We start from the raw sequence: 20,757 nt of genomic DNA, 5'->3' as shown, positions 1-20,757 counted from the left end.
GCTCAGGTCCTGCCTGAGCGGCAAACGCAATGAGCTTGCATCCGACGACAGTGTCCTGCACCGTGCCCTGGAAATCCGCCACGACCGCCACCACGGCGCGTTCTCGCGCTTCAACGGGGATCTGTCGCGTTTTGCAGGTAGCTTCTTCAATCCGGCCAAGGCCATCTCACCCACAAGCCTCGAGGACTGGGCGACCAACCCTTTCGGCTACTTCATGAAGCGGGTCCTGAAGGTCAGCGTCTTCGAGGACATCCAATTGGAGCTGCAGATCAGTCCGATACAGCGCGGAGAGCTCATTCACAAAGCCCTCGAAGAGTTTGTGCTTGGAGCAACCGAAGGTGCGCAAGCATCAACTGAGCAGGACCTCACTTCGATAGGCGAAATCCTCTTCCAGAAACCCGACAACTCAGCGTGGCTCGGCCACCTCTGGGATCGGGATAGGAGCCGAATGCTCGCGGACCTGCGGCGGGTGTTCGCGGCGGACCAACGTGACGATGCCAAGGGGTGGACCTATCAGCAACCGGAGGCAGGGTTCGGGCCCGCCGAATACGGCAAGCAGTATCAGCATGAGTCGGTAAACCTGACTCTGCTTGATGGACAGGAGATTCAGTTCCTTGGCTTCGTTGACCGGATCGATCGGCACGAGTCCGGGGCCGTCCGAGTCATCGACTACAAGACTGGTGGCACCAGCAGATTCAAGGGAATGTCTCAAGAGGATCCTACGGCTGGCGGGAAGAAGTTTCAGCTGCCCGTCTATGGACTCTTTGCGCGCAGCCTCCAGGCTGACACTGCAGTTCCGGTCCAGGCCCAGTACTGGTTTGTGTCACAGGATGCAGACCCGATTGGGTATGCAGTCGACGACGCGGTGCTCCATCAGTTGAGAACGGACGCCTCGGTGATCGTCTCCGCTCTGCACCGCGGCATCTTTCCGCACAAGCCGGAGGAGTCGAGTTTCTCCAACTTCACTAATCTGGCCGGTACCGCCGGCGCCAAACATACTTGGCAGCGGCTTTCCAAAACCTCCGAATTGGTCTCACTCGCTATCCTGAAGGACGACAAATGAGCAGCGCAACAGTTCTTCCCCCAGCTCTGGAACTGCGCGATGAAAGCCACCGGGTTATCGTGCGCACGATGCTGGACAAGACCGTTTTCGTCGAGGCGGGCGCCGGCAGCGGCAAAACCCGGGAGCTTGTGGAACGCATCTGCGCCCTAGTGGATTCCGGCGTCGAGCTCCGTGGCATCGCGGCCATTACTTTCACCGAGAAAGCAGCCGGCGAGCTGCGGGAGCGCGTCCGCAAGCGGCTCGCCGCAGCTGCTGAGTCCAACCAGGCCACGGAAGACACCGTGGCGCTGCGGGCGGCGGCCCTCAACCAGCTGGACACGGCACCTATCGGAACCATCCACTCCTTTGCGGCCCGGCTGATTGGCGAGAACCCAGTGGCGGCAGGTGTCCCGCCGATGATCGACGTCGTCGACGAGCTGCGGTCCCAAATCGCGTTCACCAAACGGTGGGAGGCAGTGGTCGCGGCCCTGTTCAACGAGCCCCGCGCGGACAAGGCGCTGAGGGTGCTGCTGGCGGTCGGTGTCACGCTGGACAACCTCCGCGACCTCGGACGGGCCCTCGACTCAAACTGGGATCGTCTGGAGGACAGCCCGTCGGAGACCAGATACATCCCCGAGCTGAACGCCGGGCCGATTATCCGGCAATGCTCTGACGTCCTGGCCTTGCGGGAACATTGCACCAATCCGAACAACGTCCTGCTGGCCAAAGGCCTGAGCGGGCTTGAGGCCTGGCTACTGCAACTCCAGGAAGCACAGTCCGCTGACGATCCGAACATGTTGATGGGTGTCCTGCGCAAAGTTCCGACCGCCCACCTCAAGGGCGGAGCCAAGGGAGACTGGCAGATTCCCATCGACCAGGTGCGAAGTGCCGCACAGGACATCGTGGCAAATGTCGCGGAGCTCATTGCGAGCATTGTAGGACCCGCGCTGGATACCGTTACATCCATCATGTCCGGGATCTTCCTGGACGAGGCCGGGAAACGTCAGCGGCGGGGTGAGCTGGAGTACCACGACCTGCTGGTCCACGCCCGCAACCTGCTGGTCGGCGAGGAGCGACGCGAGATCCAGGCCGCCGTTCACCGCCGCTACCACCACGTCATGCTCGATGAGTTCCAAGATACTGACCCTATCCAGGCTGAGATTGCCCTGCGGATCTGCTCTGACGAGGTGTGCGGTCCCAGCGGCTGGGAGAAGCTCCCGATACCCGCCGGACGACTCTTCACCGTTGGTGATCCAAAGCAGTCCATTTATCGGTTCCGGCGGGCTGACATCGCCACATATATGACGGCCAGAGGGCGTGCCGAAGCGGATACGGCGGCGGAGGTAGCCCGGCTCAACACGAACTTCCGGTCCACTCCTGCCGTTCTTCGCTGGGTCAATCACACGTTCGCGCAATTGATCGAGGCCAACGGAAGCATCCAGGCCGACTATCAACCACTCCACGCGGACCCGTTCAGGCCCGAGGTGGACGACTCCGCTGGTCCCGCCGTAGCCGTCATCGGACGCAGCGGAATGATGCCGGGGGCCGACGGAGAGAAGCCCAGCGCCCAGGCCCGGCATGCCCAAGAAGCCGCGGACGTGGCGGCAGCCATTGGTTTGGCCCTGGGTCACGGGGGCACGCCGTGGCAGAAGCAGTCCGGAGCACCCTCCTACGCGCTCTCCAACCTCGAGTCCCGGGACATCTGCATCCTCCTGCCCACCCGGACGTCCCTGTCTCACATCGAACATGCACTGGACTCGGCGGGCATCGAGTACCGGGCTGAAGCTTCCTCATTGGTCTACGGAACACAGGAGGTCCACGATCTGCTCCTCCTGCTCCGGTCCCTCGCCAACTCGGCGGACCAGGCGTCCCTGGCGCTAGCGCTGCGGACGCCGTACCTCGGCTGCGGTGACGACGACTTGTACGAATGGCACGCCGGCGGCGGGTATTGGAGCATCCATGGAACGGCTCCAGAGGCTTTGGCGGGATCGCCCGTCGCCCGCGCGCTGAGCTATTTGAAAACGCTCTCTTGGGATCTTTCCTACAGTCCCCCGTCGGAGATCATGGAACGCATCCTGGCTGACCGCCGGGTGCTCGAGTCCGCGACGGACTCGCCCCGCTACCGGGACGTCTGGCGCCGCCTGAGGTTTGTGGTCGATCAAGCGCGCGCATGGTCCGAAGCGACCCACGGCAGCCTGCGCGACTACCTGCTCTGGGCCGCCGTTCAGCAAGAGGAAAATGCCAAGGTCAAAGAAGCCGTGGTCCCCGAAACAGACGCCCAAGCCGTCCGGATCATGACCATCCACGCCTCAAAGGGGCTTGAGTTCCCCATGGTGGTACTGGCTGGGGCGGGCAGCACGAGGGGTGGCTCGTCGGACAAGGCCCTCTGGGACGAGTTCGGTCAGTTGCAGGTGCACATCTCGGGCAACATCGAGTCGGCCGGCTATCCCGAGGCCAAGCAGGCCGAGGCCGAACTGCTCGCTGCGGAGAAACGCCGGCTGCTGTACGTGGCCTGCACACGGGCCACCAGCCACCTTGTCGTATCCCTCTACAGCGGAGGTCCGTCGAGCCTCAGCGGGATGCTGGGCTCAGTCGACGATCCGGAAACGGTGCAGGAACTTGAGTTCCCCGAAGCGTTCCCCGCCCGCGTGAAATCCCAGCACGGAGTGTCTCCTGTACCGGCGTTCGACGCATGGCAGGACATGCGTGCTCGGTGGGTTGCGCAGTCCGCAATTCCTGCCAGCACGTCTGTGACTGCCCTGACCAAGGGTGGCTCTGTACCGGCCACCGAAGCAGCAGGTGCGCGGGACGAGCCGCTGCAGGAACTGAGCTTCGCCGACAACGCCGTCGCCGGTTCGCCATTCTCAAGCGGCGCCGTCGGTATGCACGGAGCTGACTTCGGCACGGCATTGCACCGCCTCATGGAAGTGTCAGGTCTCCATGCCGATGACGGCTTCGGCGGCCTGGCCCGGACCGTGGCCCTGCAATTCGGACTGGAGTCCGCGGCAGACCTTGAAGCCTGCGCCCGATCGGCGATGTCAGCTGTCCCCGTCCGACGAGCAGCCGAACGCCGGCATTGGAGTGAGCTGCCCGTTGCCGTCGAACGCGACGGCGTGGTGATCGAGGGCATCATCGATCTGTTGTACCGGGAGGACGACGGCAACCTGGTCATCATTGACTTCAAGACGGATGTGCAAATGTCGGCGGCGACTCAGTCCGCCTACTGGCAGCAGCTCAGCCTGTATGCCGAATTGCTCGCCGAAACCACCGGCGAGCGAGTGAGCGAACTCGTGTTGGTGCTGTGCAGGCCCAGCTTCGCTGACGTCCGCCGGCAGAAGCTTGAGAATCTGTCAGTGCCGGTTTCCTGATGCGGCAGAGAGAGGTACAGCGATGAGATGTATTCCAGCCGAGCCTGAATTCGGCGATGGCCAGCTGGCCGAGAAAGCCGTTTGGGAAGCACTGAAGGCCAGCCTGCCGGAGGAGGCGGTGCTGGCGCATTCCGTCCAGGTTCGGGACGGCAGGTCAGAGCACGAAATTGACCTGCTGGTCCTTTGGCCCGGCGTCGGCATGGCCGCCATTGAGGTCAAAGGCGGCCAGATCTCAGTTGACGATGCCCAGTGGTACCAGTCGGACCGCAACGATAAGCGCAAGATTCAGAGCCCGGTTGCCCAGTCGCAGGGTTCACAGCACGCCTTCAAGAACTGGATCAGCGGCCAAATCGGGTCTCGCCTGACTAGTCGCTTCGCTTACCTCGTGGCCTTTCCATACACAAAGGTTCCTAAGACTTGGAACATGGCTGGTTGCCCGCGAACCTTGGTCCTGGACCAGACGGATATGCAATCCGCCGCTGAACTTGTCCGTCGGGCAATCGAACAGGAGGGAGGCGGCGCTACTCTACTGGCCGCGGCCTTCACTGAGCGAATAGTTCGCCAGCTAAGCGGAACTCTTGAGACCTCCGGCGACCACCAGGACCCTGCGCAGGACGAGTACGTGCAGGACCACCTGACCGAAGGACAGGCCGTGCTGCTCCGCGCAGCGCGGTCACTGCGCCGTGTGCAGTTCACAGGGGGCGCCGGCAGCGGTAAGACGTGGCTGGCTGTCGAAAAGGCGAAGATGCTCGCCAAGTCCGGGAAACGGGTTGGCCTGTTCTGCTACAACAAGGGCCTCGGTCAGTACCTTCAGGACCAGGTCGCGCCCTGGCGCCAAGGCAAGCCCATTTTTACCGGGGAGTTCCACGACTACGCCCGCGGGCTTGGCGTGCCGGACGGCGCCGGCCAGGCCTACTTCGATGAGGAGATGCCCCGGCAACTCAAATCGCTCGCCGCCACCATGGACGCGTCGCTGAAGCTGGACGCCGTCGTCGTGGATGAAGCTCAGGATTTCGCGCCACTGTGGTGGGAAGCGCTGTTGGCTTGCACGAAGGACCCGGACACCAGCGAAGTCTTCGCGTTCCAGGACGATCATCAGGACGTCTACAGCCGTTGGACCGGTTCCCTGGGAGATTCCGGCCATCCGGCGGTCGGTCTAGTGCCCATCCACATAGACGACAATCTCCGGAACACCCGAAAGATCGCGGATACATTCAAGTCGTTCGCCGGCGAGCACTTCACTCCGAGAGGCAGCACGGGACTGCCTGTCCGACGAGTTGAATGCGCCACAGAGGACGCCTTGGACGCCGCGGAGGACTGTGTCGATGCCCTTATCGAGGAGGGGTGGTCGAACAACCAAATCGCCCTGCTGACGACCAAAGCACGGCACCCTATCCATCGGGAGTTCTTCGAGACCGGCACGACCGCGGACTACTGGCGCGAGTTCCACGCGAACGAACGAGAATTCTACGGCCACGTCCTGGGCTTCAAGGGTCTGGAGCGCTCCGTCGTGGTGTTGTGCGTGAACGGTTTCAAGGAGCCTAAGCGTGCGGCGGAGCAACTGTATGTGGGGCTATCCAGGGCACGGAGCCTGCTGGTCGTGGTGGGTGACACTGGTCTGCTGACGGAGGCAGGCGGTTCTGAACTGGGCCGCTCTCTGTCGAGAGCCCAGGTTTGGAAGCCCGCCGACGTGTCGAGATGACCGGCCGCAGATGCCGGTCCTGACACGATAATGTCCGACCCCTCACCACCAGCGGTGGCGGCACTCCAGGTTCTGGCACGCCCATTTAGGTGTGCCCCACTCGACTTTGCCTGTGGCGGGGTAGATGCGCTGTTCTTCGACGATCACGCAGCCAGCAAACTCAGTCTTGGACATCTTCTGGCGCTCCGACGGCACGACCATCCCGAAGGCAATCCGCCATCCCTCGTGGCCGCACACCGGGCACCGCCGTGTGGCAGCCCGTTTTGTCGTCGGTTCAGAGGCGGGGATTGTTTCATCGGGAGTCATGGAAGCACTGTAGGCCGCCGCTCAGAAGTTCGTGCCCTTGGGAGGTACGAAAAAGTTCTTAGGGCCTAAGAACTTTGTGTAACTCCGCCCGCGAGACGACACGCTGGGGGTCTGCGCCTGGGCTAGCTGCCCATCGGCGGTACCCTCACCGTGACCGGCGTTGTCCGGAAAGACGGCTGCTCGCAACTTCGAACGCCTCGTCTGGAGTGCTATTCGGGACGGTTGGCTCGAGGCCGTTGTCGCTCAGATACTTCAGCGCACGCTCGATAGCTTCGATCTTCCGCTTCAGCTCTTTGAGTGCCGGCGCCGATTCATCGGAGAACTCGTCCAGCCGCTCATGTTCACGCCGCACCACGATCTCGGCCTCAACCAGGATTCTCCAGACGGCCCGATCCTGATCGAGGTGTTGCCGCTGCCGTAGAATTTCCGCAGCCAGCAGGCGCGCAACGACCGCTTCGAGCGTTTCGGCTGTGGTTCCAGAATTGGCGAGGCCGAATGCGATGCCGTCGCCACGCGCAGCGACGAGTGTTCCCGCCGTCAGCAACCCGCCGAGCATACCCCCCTGACCAAAACCAGCTAGTGCACTTGTGATCACTGCGGCTCCGGCAAGACCGGCCAGGCCGCCAGTCGCTACCGCAATCGCCGCCGCGCCTGCACCCAGTGCGCCGATCCAGTTCACTCCGCGGCCGCCGCTCAGTGCCTCCTGTGCACGTTTGGCAGCGGCGAACACGTCGGCACCGTACTGGCTTCCCAGTCCCATTTCAGCGGTGAGATCCTTCATGGCGTCCCGCCGCGTGTCCTTCGGGATAGAGATTTCAAATGGACGAATGACGTTCTCCGCTGCGAGGATCGTGAACAGGACCACGGCCTCGTCCTTCGCGATGTGGTTGCTCGGGAGCGGCTCTGGCACAGCTGCGTGCGGATCAGAGAGGTCGAATGCAAGTCGTCCCACCGCCGACGGCATCGCTCGGCTCTCACGGTCATTCCGCCACCTGATGGTGTCAATGACAGTCGCTTGCACCTGTCGGAGGGCGCCAACATAGCGATCCTGAATGTCCCCATCCAGCCTCATCTTGATCAGGTACGCGTACCTGAGCGCTAGAAGAGCGAGTCGTTCCGGGGAATCTAGGGGGATGTCGAGACCTTTATCGATGCCCGCGAGCTCCTTCGACCTGGACCCGAACAGCGCAAAGCCGATGGCCTGGGCCACGGTCTCGTCCGTGAGATATTCCACCGCGGAGTGGACGCGGGGGCTCATTTTCGTCTGTATACGAAAATCGATCATCCAAGGGAAGACCGATGACACACCCCGGTGGGCGGCCACAGGGTCGTGGCCGTTCCAGAAATTTACCCACCATGCCAGGTTTGTCGGCGGCTCTTTCAGCGTCTCCCGAAGTTTGTCGACGTCGAAGTTGCCGTTCGCCAGGGGACTCCCGATGGTCACCATGCCGGCGACATCGAGGCCGATTGGCAATCGACGTACAAGGTCGGCGGCGATCACGGAGCCGAGGCTATGGCCGACGATCACGAGCCGTCCAGACTCGGGGAGCGTCTTGAGGATGCGGTTTAGAACTTGAGCGCGAATCTGCGGATTGTTCATATAGTTGCGCGCTTGTATGAAGGGCGGCAGTCCGACGGCAAGATTGATGACGGCGTCACCACCCGGCCGACCATTGCCCCGATCATGACGTCCCAGTCTGAACTCGACGGCTCCGATGCGACGCTCGAAGTCTCGGCGGTTCTTCTTGGCCGCCTCGCGGAGAGGTAGATCGATCGTCAAGTTTGGCAGTGGCTCCTTGTCGTCCGATCCGACTAGTGAGTGCGCGTACTAGGGCGCGATCACGCGATCCGTGTCCAGTTCGGGGTAGCCAACGCGGACCAGGGTCTCTGTGAGCCTGACCCGCCAGTTGTCATCTTGGTCGCCGTCTCCAACGCCGTGCAAGAACAGCAAGATCGGTTCGCTCGCCAAGAAAACTCCGTTCGTCGTCGCCCTTGGGCCGCCAGGGCTGAATGCCCAAGGCTTCTTGGTAAGGATAGCGATTCAAGTCGGAATTACTTGCCGCGGACGTCCGGAGTGCCGGCGAGTCGGCGCAGAGTCGTTCAGCCAGATTCCGCGCCCCGGGGGGCGTGCCAGAATCAACGGCCAGAATGAGAACGTTCTTAAGTTTTCCAACCGAGGCAGCACCGATAGACGCGACATGGCTATCGATCGCAATGATCTTGGTCCCGTACCGATCTGAAAATGCATCCACACTGTCCCCAGGCCGGCGGTAGTAATAACTATGTCTCGAAACCGTTCTGATCGAACCGGAGTGATCACCGATAGTTACGAGACACTGCGGAGCAGCCCCTGACGAAACAGATCGGCCACACACTCGTCTCGACGCGGCAGCGCTCCACCGCCCGGCAACAGGTGGACGATTTGTGGACTTTCGTGAGCACTCACCAACTAATGGCCACGCAGGCTCAAGAGCGCCAACCAGCGATCACAGAACGCCGCTAAAGGGCGATCAAATTCACCCCCGTTTACGAAACGCAACGGGATCCCGAACGCACCCCCTACTGTTGATCCTGCACCAAACGAAACCGTTTACGTAAACCGTTTGCGTAGATTCGGCGCGAGCCGATTGCGCAGACAGCAGGCACCCTCAGGGAGGAGGAACAGTGGTCACCATCCGCGATGTCGCCAAGCACGCCGGCGTCTCCCCGGCCACCGTCTCCCGGGTTGTCAACGGCCTCGTCGGCTACTCCGACGAAACAAGGGAACGCGTCGAGACCGCCGTCAAGAGCCTCAGCTACGAAACGGACTACCTCGCCCGGGGCCTCAAGACCCGGCAGACCTCCGTGATCGGGCTCCTCGCCCCCATGGTCTCGGACGCCCTGGCCTCCCAGGTGATGCAGGGCGTGGAGGAGGAAGCCCAGGAACGCGGCTACGCCGTGATGCTCGGCCGCACCGGCGCCAAATCCGCCTACATCGCCGGCTACCTCCGGACCCTGCGCACCTACCGGGCCGCCGGCGTCATCCTCATCTCCGCGGTGATCACGCCGGAGACGAGGCAGCTGCTGGGGCCCAACGTCCCCATCATCTCCGTCGCCATCAGCGACAAGTCGGGCTCCCCCAGCGTGGCCATCGACGACGAGCTAGCAGCCTACGACGCGACCCGTCACCTGCTGAGCCTCGGCCACCGGCGCATCGGCCTCCTCACCGGGGATCCGGCGTCGGTATACGTTGCCCAGCCCCGTAAGCGCGGCTACCTCCGCGCCATGGCCGAAGCGGGCTGCACCCCGGTCACCGCGACCGGCAGCTTCTTCTACGAAAGCGGTGCCGCCGGCGTCGACGACCTTCTGCAGCAGGAACCCGGCCTCACCGCGATCTTCGCGATGAGCGACGAGATGGGCGCCGCCGTCGTCAATGAACTGCAGCGGCGCGGCCTCCGGGTGCCGGAAGACGTCTCCGTCCTGGGCTTCGACAACACCTCCACCTCCCGGCACGTGAACCCGCCGCTGAGCACCATGGCGCAGCCGCTCGAGGAGATGGGACGGATGGCCGTCAGGAAACTGCTCCGCGCCCGCGACCTGGGGCCGAAGATCATGCCGCATCGGCTGATCGAACGCGGCTCAACCGCGCCACCCGGCAGCCAAGAGCCCGCCACCTAGACCCCCACAGTTCTACCCACCAACGGCCCCGCCAAGCATCCGCATGCCCGGAGCCGGAAATCAGCTCGCACCACCCCAATGAACAAGGAGCAACACATGAGGCAGCGCCGCCGCACCTGGCAGACTCTTCTGGCCACCACCGCATCCCTGACCGTCGCCGCCGTCGCCCTCACCGGCTGCGGCGGGACCGCCCCGGACGCGAAGAGCACCCCGAAGGCCGCCGCCGCGTCCTTCGAGGGCAAGGGCCCCATCAACTACGTCTCCAACCGCGACGCCTCAGGTGCCGCGAACAAGAGCATCGAGGAATGGAACGCCGCCCACCCGGAGGAGAAGGTCACGTTCATCGAACTGCCGGACTCCGCGGACGCCCAGCGCCAGCAGCTGATCCAGAATGCCCAGATCAAGTCGGATACCTTCAGCGTGCTGAACCTCGACGTCGTCTGGACCTCCGAGTTCGCGGCCAACAAGTGGATCATGCCGCTGCCCGCGGACGCGGTCCCCACCGACAAGATGATCCCGGCCACCGTCAACGCCGCAACCTACCGTGATTCCCTGGTCGGCGCCCCGTACTACACCGACGGCGCACTGCTCTACTTCCGCTCGGACCTGCTCAAGGCCGCCGGCATCGCCGCAGCGCCCAAGACCTGGGATGAGATGAAGACCGCCTGCAAGGCGATCCTGGCCCTCCCCGAAGCCGCGGGCATGTCCTGCTACGCCGGCCAGTTCGACAAGAACGAGGCCCTCACGGTCAACTTCTCCGAGGCCGTCGCCTCCGCCGGCGGCACAATCGTCGACGCCGACGGCAAGCCCACGGTCAACACCGCCGAGGCCAAGAAGGGCCTGAACCTGCTGGTGGACGGCTTCAAGGACGGGATGTTCCCCTCCGACGCCATCACCTACCTCGAGGAACAGGGCCGCCGCGCGTTCCAGGACGGCAAAGTGGTCTTCCTGCGCAACTGGCCCTTTGTCTACGCGTCCCTGACCGCCACCGACGGCTCCAGCAAGGTCAACGGCAAGTTCGACATCACCTCCATCCCGGGCACCGACGGCCCCGGCGTCTCCACCCTGGGCGGCCGCAGCCTGGCGATCTCCCCGTTCACCCCGAACAAGGCCACCGCGCTGGAATTCGTCAAGTTCTTCACCAGCCAGGAGCAGGCCCAGAAGCGCCTGGCCCTGTCCTCCCGCGCCCCGGCGTACGCTTCCCTCTACGCGGACCCCACCGTCGTCGCCAAGCGCCCGTTCTTCCCCACCCTCCTGACCTCGCTGAACAACGCCCAGCCCCGCCCCAAGGTGGTCCAGTACGGCGCCACCACCAAGGCGATCCAGGAAGAGGCCTACGCGGCCATCACCGGCAAGAAGGACACGGACACGGCCCTGAAGGACATGCAGGCCAAGCTCACCGAGCTGTCCAAGTAGCTCAGTAATTCCCAAGCAGTTCAGACCACCAGCCTGGCCGGCCGGTTTATCCCGGCCGGCCAGGCAGCTGCAACTCCAGTGAGGTACCACGCATGACGACGACGACGACCGTCCCGCCCGCCGGCGCGCAGCCGGCCCCCGATACCCGGCCCAGCCGGCCCCGGAAACGCGCCCGGCGCACCGCCGGCGAAGGCCGGATGGCCGCGCTGCTGCTCTCCCCCACACTCCTGGTGCTGGCCCTGGTGATTGCGTACCCGCTGCTCTCCGCGGTGCACCAGTCCCTGTTCCGCGCCGAGTCCGGCCTGGACGCGGACGGCTTCGTCTCCGACGTCGACGCCTTCGTGGGCCTGGCGAACTACGCCGACCTCTTCGCCGGCGAATCCGGCCGGCGCTTCCTCAACGCCTTCGCCAACACCACCTTCTTCACCGTCACCACGGTCTTCTTCGAGACCGTCCTGGGCCTCTGCCTGGCCCTGGCCATGAACCGCGCCTTCCGCGGCCGGTCCTTCCTGCGCGCCAGCATCCTGGTCCCGTGGGCCGTCCCCACCGCCGTCTCCGGCCTGCTGTGGCGCTGGATCTTCCAGTCCGACGGCATCGCCAACACCCTGATCGGCAGCGAGATCCTCTGGACCGCCGAAGGCGACGCCTCCAAGCTCGCCGTGATCATCGCCGAGGTCTGGAAGACCGCCCCGTTCATCGGCCTACTGGTCCTGGCCGGCATGCAGGTCATCCCCGGCGAAGTCTACGAGGCCGCCAAGATCGACGGCGCCGGCTGGTGGCGCCAGCTCGGCTCCATCACCCTCCCGCTGGTCAAGCCCACCCTTCTGGTGGCCGTGCTGTTCCGCATGCTGGATGCCCTGCGAATGTTCGACCTGCCCTTCGTGTTGATCGGCCCCGGCAAGGAATCGGTGGAGACCCTCTCCATGCTGGCGTGGGATGAATCCAACCAGCTCCGCTACGGCTCCGCCTCCGCGTTTGCCGTCGTGCTCTTCCTGTACGTCGCCATCGTCGCGATCGTGTTTGTGAAGGTCCTGGGCGCCGACGTCACCGGCGCCAAGGAACTGAAGCTGCTGTCCAAGAAAAGCGCAAAGAAGTCCCGCTCCCTGGCCACGTCCGAACTGAAGAAGGCCGAGGCCACCCGATGACCATCTCCGACCTCCGCAACGCCGCTACGGACTCCGGCGCCGTCGCGCCTGACGCACGCACCGCCGTCGTCCGCCCCCAAAAGCCGAAAGCGCAGCGCACCTGGCGTTCCTATAGTGTCTACGCGGGCCTGGCGCTGATCTTCGCCTACTGCCTGGCCCCGTTCTACTGGATGCTGGTCTCCAGCCTGCGCCGCACCGCGGACATCTTCGACAACACCCTGCTGCCGGCCCCGTTCTCGCTGGAGAACTACACCAAGGTGTTCGACGGCTCCACGATGTTCGGCCAGGCCCTGCTGAACTCCCTGATCGTCGCCGGCACCACCACCACCTTCGCGCTGGTCCTGGGCGTGTCCGCCGCCTACGCCATCTCCCGGCTGGACTTCCGCTTCAAGTCCGTGATCCTCGGCGTCATCATCGCGACGTCGATGTTCCCCGGCATCTCCGTGGTGGTGCCGCTGCTGCGTCTCTTCACGGACATCGGCTGGATCAACACCTACCAGGCGATGATCGTGCCCAACCTGTCCTTCGCGATCCCGCTGGCGGTCTGGAACCTCACCACGTTCATGAAGGCCCTGCCGTTCGACCTCGAGGAAGCCGCCATGATCGACGGCTGCACCAAGTGGCAGGCGTTCCGCAAGGTCCTGCTCCCGCTGGCCGCGCCGGGCGTCTTCACCACCGCGATCCTGACCTTCATCCACAGCTGGAATGAATTCATCATCGCGCTGTCCATGGTCAACGACCCCAAGATCCAGACCGCCACGGTGGCGATCTCCAAGTTCACCGGCGCCACCGAATTCCAGGCGCCCTTCGGCGAGCAGATGGCCGCCGGCGTGATCGTCACCGTACCGCTGGTGATCATGGTGCTGATCTTCCAGCGCCGGATCGTCGAGGGCCTCACCGCGGGCGCCAGCAAATGAGCCCTGTCGAATCGACGGCGCTGGCGCCTTCGGCTGAGTGGTGGCAGTCCGCCGTCATTTACCAGGTCTACCCGCGCTCCTTCGCCGACGGCGACGGCGACGGCGTGGGCGACCTCGCCGGGCTGACCGCCCGGCTCCCGTACATCGCCTCGCTCGGCGTCGACGGGATCTGGATGACCCCCTTCCAGCCCTCCCCGCAGGTGGACCAGGGCTACGACGTGTCCGACTACTGCGGCGTGGACCCGCTGTTCGGCACCATGGAGCAGTTCGACACGTTGCTTTCCGACGCGCATGCGCTGGGGCTGCGGGTGCTGCTCGACGTCGTCCCCAACCACTGCTCCTCGGAGCACCCGCTGTTCCAGGCTGCTTTGGCGGCCGTTCCGGGCTCGCCGGAGCGGGACATGTTCCACTTTGTGTCGGGTCCGTTGGACATGTCCGACGACGACGTCCCGCCGAACAACTGGCAGAGCGTGTTCGGGGGGCGGGCATGGAGCCGCGCCACCCCCGGTTCCGAGACGGACACGGATTGGTACCTGCACCTCTTCTCCCCCGAACAGCCGGACTGGAACTGGCGCAACCCCGCCGTGGGCGACTACTTCGACGGGGTGCTGCGTTTCTGGTTCGACAAGGGCGTGGACGGCCTCCGAATCGACGTCGCGCATGCCCTGTTTAAGGCCGATGGCCTGCCGGATTCGCCCTCCACGGGCGGGGTGGTGGACGGGCTGCGGTCCAACCCGCAGGTCTCGGACCAGGAGGAAGTCCACGAGGTGTACCGCCGCTGGCGGACCCTGGCCGAAAAGTATGAGCCGCACCGGCTGCTGGTGGGCGAGGTCAACCTGGAACCCGCCCGCGCCGCCCGCTACACCCGGGCCGATGAGATGCAGCAGGCGTTCGCGTTCGCGTTCGTGAAGCTCGGCTGGGAGCCGGAGGCGTGGGCCGCCGTCGGGAACGAACTCGAAGCCGCCCGCCAGCTGCACGGCGCCACGCCCACCTGGGCGCTGGAAAACCACGACATCGTCCGGTCCGTGACCCGGTTCGGCGGTGGGGACGTCGGCTCCTTGCGCGCCCGGGCCGCGCTGGTGGCGTTGCTGGGCCTGCCGGGGCCGGCGTACCTCTACCAGGGCCAGGAACTCGGCCTGCCTGAGGTCGACGTTCCGCTGGAGGCCCGGGTGGATCCGATGTGGGCCCGTGGCGGCGTCTGCCGCGACGGCGCCCGCGTCCCGCTGCCGTGGACGGCGGATCCGGCGCTGAACCACGGCTTCTCGCTCGGTGAGCCTGCGGCTGAGCCGTGGCTCCCGGTCCCCGCGGACTGGGGAACGCACGCCGTCGAACTCCAGCAGCAGGACCCGGCGTCGTCGCTGGCACTGGTCACCAAGGCGCTGGAACTGCGCCGGCAGCTGTGGAAGTACGAGGTCTTCGGACCCAACGACGGCGGCTCCTGGCGCGTCGAGTCGGGTGACCTCCTGATCTGCGAACGCAGCGCTGACTTCTTCGTCGCCGTCGCGATGGGAACCGAGTCGGTCCGGCTCCCGGCCGGATCCGTGCTTCTCAGCGCGGTCCCGCTGGTAGAGGACGGCTGGCTGCAACCGAACAACGCGGCGTGGGTACTGCGCGACTGAGCTGACCGGCCACACGAAGTGCCGTCCACGAACCCCGTTGCGCTGTCACTCCTAGCTGCTCTAAAGGCTCAGGACGCCCATAAGTGATACCGCAACGGGGAAGTGGGCGGACCTTCCGTTCCTAGGCGAGTCAACTAGTCGACGAGCGCCGGCTGCTTGTCACCCTCTGAAGCGTCAACAAAAACCGGAACCTTCCCGTTCCGCTGGTGCAGCCAGTTCGCCACCGCCAGCAGCGCCACAAGCGAGAAAGTGCTCAGCAGCTGGGGGCGGGAGTCCTCGCCGATGAAGCCCACCGTGAAGATCGCCGCGAGGATGAGCAGGCCAAAGCCCGTCAGCCACGGGAAGCCGGGCATCCGCAGGGGAAGCTCCGTCCCCTCGCGGTCGGCGCGGAGCCGAAGCGCGAGCTGGGCCAGGAGCGCGGACGTCCACACCAGCAGGCAGGTCGAGCCCACAATGTTGAGCAGGACGGGAAGGACCATCTCGGGGAAAGCCAGCTCCAGCCCGACCGTGACAACGCCGAAGGCGACGCTGGCCAGGACTGCGATAACCGGGACCCGTGCCTTGGACACCGAGGCGAGCAGGCGCGGAGCGTCGCCCCGCTCGGCGAGGGAGAACGCCATCCGGGAGGCGCCGTAGAGGTTGGCGTTGAGCGCGGAGAGCAGTGCCGCCACGGCCACGAGGGTGATGGCGGTGGCTGCGCCGGGCATACCGGCGGCGTCCAGTACCGCCGCGAACGGGCTCTTCAGCCCCGCCGAACCCACGGGAACGACGGCCGCAATAATGAAGATGGAACCGATGTAGAAAACCAGGATGCGCCACAGCACCGTGCGGACCGCTTTCTTCACGCTGCGGGCCGGCTCGGCGGTCTCAGCTGCCGCCACGGAGACAATCTCGGTGCCGCCGAACGCGAAGGCCACCACGAACAGTGCTGTGGCAATCCCGGCGAAACCGCTGGGCGCGAATCCGGCACCGGTGAAGTTGGACAGGCCCGGCGACTGCACGCCCGGCAGCCAGCCGAAGAGCAGGGCTGCGCCCACGAGGAGGAACCCGAGGATTGCTGCCACCTTGAGCAGGGCGAACCAGAACTCGAACTCGCCGAAGTTCTTCACGCTGGTGAGGTTCACGGCGGTGAGGAGCACGATGAACACGAAGGCCATCAGCCACACCGGCAGGGCCGGGAAGATGGTGGCCAGCAGGCCTGCCGCGCCGAGCGCTTCGGCGGCGATGACCACCACGAGCTGCAGCCACCAGAGCCAGCCCACCGTGGCACCGGCCACCGGTCCGTAGGCCTTGGCGGTGTAGACGGAGAAGGCTCCGCTGTCCGGGTTGGCGGCGGCCATTTCGCCGAGGGCCCACATCACCAGGATGATGAGGGTGCCGGCTACGAGGTAGGAGATCAGCACGGCCGGGCCGGCGGCCTGGATGCCGGCCCCGGAGCCGATGAACAGGCCCGCACCGATGGCGCTTCCCAGGCCCATCATCGTGAGCTGGCGGGGTTTCAGTGCGGCGCCGAGCGGGCGGCCAGACGTCTTTGTCTGTTGTTCCATGGGGAGTCCTCTGGTTGTGGAACGGATTGATAAGGGTCGATAAGTTCCTAGGCTGCGTGGGCTTCCAAAACCCGGAGCACGCGGTTGTTGGCGGCGGGGCCGGCAACGGTGATCCGCACCCCGTCACCTTGGTAGGCCCGGACCATGATTCCCGCGCGGTCAAACGCATCCACGAGCCTTGCCTGGAGGCTCTCATCTGCACGGATCCACAGGAAGTTGCCCTGGCTCGGCGGCAGCTTCCAGCCCTGGGCTTCGAGCTGCGCGGCCATCCGGGCGCGCTCCTGCTTGACCGCGGCTACCCGGGTTTTCATCTCCCCTCCGGCGTCCAGCGACGCGACGGCGGCCTTCTGGGCCAGCGCGCTCACGGCGAAGGGAAGGGCGGTCCGGCGCAGCCCCTCAGCGATGGCCGGCGCCGCCACGGCGTAGCCCACGCGCAGGCCAGCGAGGCCGTAGGCCTTTGAGAAGGTGCGAAGGATACAGACGTTGGGATACTGGCGGTAGAGAGCCAGGGAATCGGGGCCGCTGCCCGCTTCGGCGTACTCCACGTAGGCCTCGTCGATCACCACGAGGATGTCGGAACGGACACAGCGCAGGAAGGCCTCGATGCGCTCGTGGCTGATCGGCACGCCGGTCGGGTTGTTGGGGGTGCAGAGCAGGATCACCTTCGTGCGGGCGGTGACGGCTGCGGCCATGGCATCCAGGTCGTGGCCTTCAAAGGTGTCCAGCGGAACGCGAACCGGCCGGGCGCCGGCCAGCTCCACCAGGATGGGGTACGCCTCGAAGGAGCGCCACGCGAAGATCACTTCATCCCCGGCATCGCACAAGCCGGTGATGATCTGCTGGAGGACGCCCACGCTGCCGGGTCCCACCGCGACCTCTCCGGCAGTGACGCCGAAGTGGCTGGCGATCCGTTCACGGAGTTCGACGGCGGCACTGTCGGGGTAGCGGTTCATGGTACCGGCCGCTGCGGCCACCGCGGCGGCGGCAGCGGGCAGCGGCTCGTAGTGGCTTTCGTTGCTGGCAAGGGCAGCAATGTCCGTGCCGGCGCTGCGCCGGCCCGGGACATACGGCGGGAGGCCGGACACAGCGCCACGAAGGGCGGGGAATGCGGTGTCCGGTGCGGTGAGAAGCTGATCACGGGTCATGAGGACTGATCATGGTTGTGACTCCGCCCACAATGCAAGGTACGCTCAACCCATTGGGACTTCTGCTCAACTTCTACCGTCTCTGGTGAAAATATGACCATCCTGCACCCCCGCACCCTGGATTCACTCGACGGCAGGATCATCCTGGCCCTGGACAAGGATCCGGAAGCCAGCGCCCTGGCACTCTCCCGGACACTCGGCGTCGCACGGAACACGGTCCACGCCCGGCTGGCACGGCTCGAGCGCAGCGGCGCCCTCCGCTCCTTCAGCCGGCGACTGGATACCGCCGCACTCGGCTATGAACTGATGGCCTTCCTCTCCCTGTCCATCAGCCAGACCCGGACAGGTGCGGTGGAGGACGGGCTCGCCGCGATCCCGGAGGTCATCGAGGTGCACGCCACTACCGGCGACGCGGACCTCATGGCCAAGGTGGTGGCACGCGGCACGGCGGATCTCTACCGCATCACCAACCAGATCCTGGAAATCGAGGGGATTCAACGGACCAGCACAGCCATCTCCGTGCTGGAACTCATGCCGCCCCGCTACGACGGCCTTCTGGCCCGGCTCTCCGAGCAGGAACCCCGCGCCGCCGGCTAGATGCGGGTGACGCAGGCCACAATTGGTCATATTTTCAATCAAGCCTCTTGTGCCTGCCAAATCTCCTAGCCAAATGTGACTCCCTTGCCTATCTGGGGACCAGCGCACAAGATTCCTGCATGACTACTCTCACCGTGTCCGGCCGCGTGGCGCAGATTCTCAGCAGCTATCTCAGCGATGTCTTCGGCGTGATGGGCAACGGGAACGTCTACTTCCTGGACGCCGCGGAGAAGCTGGGCCTCCGCTTCTCCGCCGTCCGCCATGAAGGCGCCGCCGTCGCCGCGGCCGACGCCTACTACCGGACGTCGGGACGTCTCGCCGCGGGCACTACCACCTACGGCCCCGGCTACACCAATGCACTGACCGCCCTCGCCGAGGCGGTCCAGGCGCAGATCCCCGTCGTGCTGGTCACCGGGGACGCCCCCACCACCGGCGCCCGCCCTTGGGACGTGGACCAGGCGGCCATCGCCGCAGGCCTCGGCGCCGCCACGTTCACCGTCACCCGCGACGCTGCGGGTTCCATCACCCGGCAGGCGGTGGAGTACGCACTCACCAAGCGCACCGCCGTCGTGATTGCCATCCCCTACGACCTCGCGGCCCTCGAGGCTGCGGACGAGGAACTTCCGGCACCCGCGGCACGGATGGTGACGGACGACGTCGACGGCGGCCTTGGGCAGGTAGCCCGCCTGCTCGCAGGGGCCAAGCGGCCGCTGATCCTCGCCGGCCGCGGCGCGCACCTCGCCGGAGCCGGCCCGGAGCTCCGGGGGCTCGCCGACCGCCTCGGCGCCGTGACCGCCGGAACCGCCCTGGCGCTCAACCTCCTCGAAGGCGAGGGATACCTCGGCGTGGCCGGCGGCTTCGGCACGGACACCGCAGCCGGGCTCATGGGTGAAGCCGATGTGGTCCTCGTGGCCGGGGCAAGCCTGAGCGCCTTCACCATGCGGTTCGGGCACCTGCTCGGCCCGGACAGCACCGTCATACAGATCGACACCGCCCTCCAGCCGACACACCCCCGAGTGGACACATTCGTCAGCGCGGACGCGAAGTCTGCGGCCGGACACCTCCTGCGGATGCTGGAGGGCGCGGCCTCGCCGGACGCCGGCCGTGGCGGAGCGTGGCGCACGGAAGCCGGCAAACGGCTTGCCGAAGGACCGGCCCACCACCCGGGCTCCGAGGAGACCGCGGACGGACGGCTGGACCCGCGTTCCCTGGCCACCGCGTTGGACGCCGTGCTGCCGGAGCGGCGCACGGTGGTCCAGGACGGGGGCACTTCCTCGGCTGGGCACCGATGTACTGGAACATCCCCCGGCCGCAGGACCTGGTGATGGTGGGGACCGCCTACCAGACCATCGGGCTGGGCCTCGCCAGCGCCGTCGGGGCAGCCCGCGCCGTGGAGGACGGCCGCACCCTGGTGCTGGCCTCCGGCGACGGCGGTTTCCTAATGGGCCTGTCCGACCTCGAATCGCTCATCGGCGCGGCAATCAGCGCCGTCGTCGTGATCTACAACGACGCCGCCTACGGCGCCGAAATCCACCAGTACGGCTCCCAGGGCCTGACCGAAAAGCCCATGCTGATCCCCGAGGTGGACTTTAGTGGCGTCGCCCGCGCTTTGGGTGCCGAGTCCGCGATCATCCGCTCCTTGTCCGACCTTTCCGCATTGCAGGACTGGATCGATGCCGGCGCGAAGGGAACCTTCGTGGCCGACTGTCGCATCACCTCCAGCGTCCGGGCCCCGTGGCTGAGCGAGTGGATGGAGGCCTCGCGGGCGGCGAAGGCGGCGGTGGCTAGCTAGTCAGCCCGGCGGACCGGGAAGGAATCAGGCACGCCGGGCGGGTCCGCTTCCCGGCAGGAGTCTGCACTCACCTCAGACACCTTTGGCGGTTCCGTCCAGTCCGCGGCGGCCCCGGAGGTTTGATGTCGGTCACCCAGCGTAAGGTCGCGACCATGATCAGAGACGACGATGACCTGGACTTCATGAAGATCCAAGAGGCGATCCTCCAAAAGGAGGAGGACATGAAGACCTGGTGCCCGTCGAGCGGCGAGGACGTGGGCAGGATGATCGAGTTTTCCGGAAACGACGAGTGGTACATCGTGTGCCCGACGTGCGGCCTGAAGTGGGCTGGCGGCAGTACTGTACTGGCCGATCACGACAGACCTGGGCGCCGATGAACGCGGGGGCTCACCTCGGATGACTCCGGCGGCTGGGTCCCTTCGGCTGGAACCCACACGCCGCCGTCGTAGGCCTCTCGACGTCGCGCATGCCCTGTTCAAGGCCGACGGCCTGCCGGATTCGCCC

The 20,757-nt window shown here is 65.5% G+C and carries 14 protein-coding genes and 1 pseudogene; 11 read left to right on the top strand and 4 right to left on the bottom strand.

Annotated features, from left to right (window positions below; genetic code table 11):
• The 3 genes from BJG92_RS11485 to BJG92_RS11475 form a co-directional block, all read left to right on the top strand.
• Window positions 1-1,063: PD-(D/E)XK nuclease family protein (locus BJG92_RS11485; protein WP_232084136.1), on the top strand; the 1,063-nt coding region annotated here is incomplete at its 5' end.
• Complete coding sequence (locus tag BJG92_RS11480; protein ID WP_232084135.1) at window positions 1,060-4,410, top strand: exodeoxyribonuclease V subunit beta; 3,351 nt, start codon at window positions 1,060-1,062, stop codon at window positions 4,408-4,410. The genes BJG92_RS11485 and BJG92_RS11480, both read left to right, overlap by 4 nt.
• Window positions 4,382-6,112 (top strand): nuclease-related domain-containing DEAD/DEAH box helicase, encoded by a 1,731-nt coding sequence (locus BJG92_RS11475; protein ID WP_232084134.1) that lies wholly within the window; start codon window positions 4,382-4,384, stop codon window positions 6,110-6,112. Before BJG92_RS11480 ends, BJG92_RS11475 begins: the two co-directional genes overlap by 29 nt.
• Before the next feature lie 42 nt (window positions 6,113-6,154).
• On the opposite strand, the gene BJG92_RS11470 is transcribed toward BJG92_RS11475, so the two are convergent.
• Both BJG92_RS11470 and BJG92_RS11465 read right to left on the bottom strand, forming a co-directional pair.
• Window positions 6,155-6,418: a hypothetical protein gene (locus BJG92_RS11470; RefSeq protein ID WP_232084133.1), complete on the bottom strand. Its 264-nt coding sequence runs from the start codon at window positions 6,416-6,418 to the stop codon at window positions 6,155-6,157.
• A gap of 145 nt (window positions 6,419-6,563) precedes the next feature.
• Window positions 6,564-8,198: a lipase family protein gene (locus BJG92_RS11465; RefSeq protein WP_232084132.1), complete on the bottom strand. Its 1,635-nt coding sequence runs from the start codon at window positions 8,196-8,198 to the stop codon at window positions 6,564-6,566.
• Between the two features lie 884 nt (window positions 8,199-9,082).
• Here BJG92_RS11465 and BJG92_RS11460 point away from each other — a divergent pair.
• The 5 genes from BJG92_RS11460 (at window position 9,083) to BJG92_RS11440 (ending at window position 15,172) form a co-directional block, all read left to right on the top strand.
• Entirely contained in the window at window positions 9,083-10,075 is a 993-nt protein-coding gene (locus BJG92_RS11460) for a LacI family DNA-binding transcriptional regulator (RefSeq protein WP_232084131.1), read from the top strand.
• A gap of 96 nt (window positions 10,076-10,171) precedes the next feature.
• Window positions 10,172-11,491 carry an ABC transporter substrate-binding protein gene (locus tag BJG92_RS11455; RefSeq protein WP_232084130.1) on the top strand — a complete coding sequence of 440 codons (1,320 nt, stop codon included), beginning with the start codon at window positions 10,172-10,174 and terminating at the stop codon, window positions 11,489-11,491.
• A 92-nt stretch (window positions 11,492-11,583) separates the two neighbouring features.
• Window positions 11,584-12,636, top strand: coding sequence for a carbohydrate ABC transporter permease (locus BJG92_RS11450; RefSeq protein ID WP_232084129.1), 1,053 nt, complete (start codon window positions 11,584-11,586; stop codon window positions 12,634-12,636).
• Window positions 12,633-13,553: a carbohydrate ABC transporter permease gene (locus tag BJG92_RS11445; RefSeq protein ID WP_232084128.1), complete on the top strand. Its 921-nt coding sequence runs from the start codon at window positions 12,633-12,635 to the stop codon at window positions 13,551-13,553. The genes BJG92_RS11450 and BJG92_RS11445 overlap by 4 nt, the downstream gene beginning before the upstream one ends.
• Window positions 13,550-15,172, top strand: coding sequence for an alpha-amylase family glycosyl hydrolase (locus BJG92_RS11440; protein WP_232084127.1), 1,623 nt, complete (start codon window positions 13,550-13,552; stop codon window positions 15,170-15,172). Before BJG92_RS11445 ends, BJG92_RS11440 begins: the two co-directional genes overlap by 4 nt.
• A gap of 134 nt (window positions 15,173-15,306) precedes the next feature.
• On the opposite strand, the gene BJG92_RS11435 is transcribed toward BJG92_RS11440, so the two are convergent.
• Both BJG92_RS11435 and hisC read right to left on the bottom strand, forming a co-directional pair.
• Complete coding sequence (locus tag BJG92_RS11435) at window positions 15,307-16,719, bottom strand: amino acid permease (RefSeq protein ID WP_232084126.1); 1,413 nt, start codon at window positions 16,717-16,719, stop codon at window positions 15,307-15,309.
• 47 nt (window positions 16,720-16,766) lie between these two features.
• The gene (hisC, locus tag BJG92_RS11430; protein ID WP_232084125.1) at window positions 16,767-17,864 is read right to left on the bottom strand and encodes a histidinol-phosphate transaminase; all 1,098 of its coding nucleotides are present in this window, start codon (window positions 17,862-17,864) and stop codon (window positions 16,767-16,769) included.
• Between the two features lie 93 nt (window positions 17,865-17,957).
• Between hisC and BJG92_RS11425 the strand changes: the two genes are divergently transcribed.
• From BJG92_RS11425 to BJG92_RS11415, 3 genes and pseudogenes are all read left to right on the top strand, one after another.
• Window positions 17,958-18,461, top strand: coding sequence for an Lrp/AsnC family transcriptional regulator (locus tag BJG92_RS11425; RefSeq protein WP_232084124.1), 504 nt, complete (start codon window positions 17,958-17,960; stop codon window positions 18,459-18,461).
• A 119-nt stretch (window positions 18,462-18,580) separates the two neighbouring features.
• Window positions 18,581-20,253 (top strand): annotated as a pseudogene (locus BJG92_RS11420) (thiamine pyrophosphate-binding protein).
• Between the two features lie 152 nt (window positions 20,254-20,405).
• Window positions 20,406-20,630 (top strand): hypothetical protein, encoded by a 225-nt coding sequence (locus tag BJG92_RS11415; RefSeq protein ID WP_232084123.1) that lies wholly within the window; start codon window positions 20,406-20,408, stop codon window positions 20,628-20,630.
• The last annotated feature ends 127 nt before the right edge of the window (window positions 20,631-20,757 follow it).

It is taken from the genome of Arthrobacter sp. SO5 (assembly GCF_020532805.1).
In the GTDB taxonomy this organism is placed as follows: Bacteria; Actinomycetota; Actinomycetes; order Actinomycetales; family Micrococcaceae; genus Arthrobacter.
This window is presented reverse-complemented; position numbering and strand designations above follow the sequence as displayed.

Excerpts from the sequence above, each read along its gene's own strand:
- BJG92_RS11480 (WP_232084135.1), top strand. The coding sequence starts at position 1,060 with ATGAGCAGCGCAACAGTTCTTCCCCCAGCTCTGGAACTGCGCGATGAA.
- BJG92_RS11470 (WP_232084133.1), bottom strand. The coding sequence starts at position 6,418 with ATGACTCCCGATGAAACAATCCCCGCCTCTGAACCGACGACAAAACGG.
- BJG92_RS11455 (WP_232084130.1), top strand. The coding sequence starts at position 10,172 with ATGAGGCAGCGCCGCCGCACCTGGCAGACTCTTCTGGCCACCACCGCA.
- BJG92_RS11450 (WP_232084129.1), top strand. The coding sequence starts at position 11,584 with ATGACGACGACGACGACCGTCCCGCCCGCCGGCGCGCAGCCGGCCCCC.
- BJG92_RS11445 (WP_232084128.1), top strand. The coding sequence starts at position 12,633 with ATGACCATCTCCGACCTCCGCAACGCCGCTACGGACTCCGGCGCCGTC.
- BJG92_RS11440 (WP_232084127.1), top strand. The coding sequence starts at position 13,550 with ATGAGCCCTGTCGAATCGACGGCGCTGGCGCCTTCGGCTGAGTGGTGG.
- BJG92_RS11435 (WP_232084126.1), bottom strand. The coding sequence starts at position 16,719 with ATGGAACAACAGACAAAGACGTCTGGCCGCCCGCTCGGCGCCGCACTG.
- hisC (WP_232084125.1), bottom strand. The coding sequence starts at position 17,864 with ATGACCCGTGATCAGCTTCTCACCGCACCGGACACCGCATTCCCCGCC.
- BJG92_RS11425 (WP_232084124.1), top strand. The coding sequence starts at position 17,958 with ATGACCATCCTGCACCCCCGCACCCTGGATTCACTCGACGGCAGGATC.
- BJG92_RS11415 (WP_232084123.1), top strand. The coding sequence starts at position 20,406 with ATGATCAGAGACGACGATGACCTGGACTTCATGAAGATCCAAGAGGCG.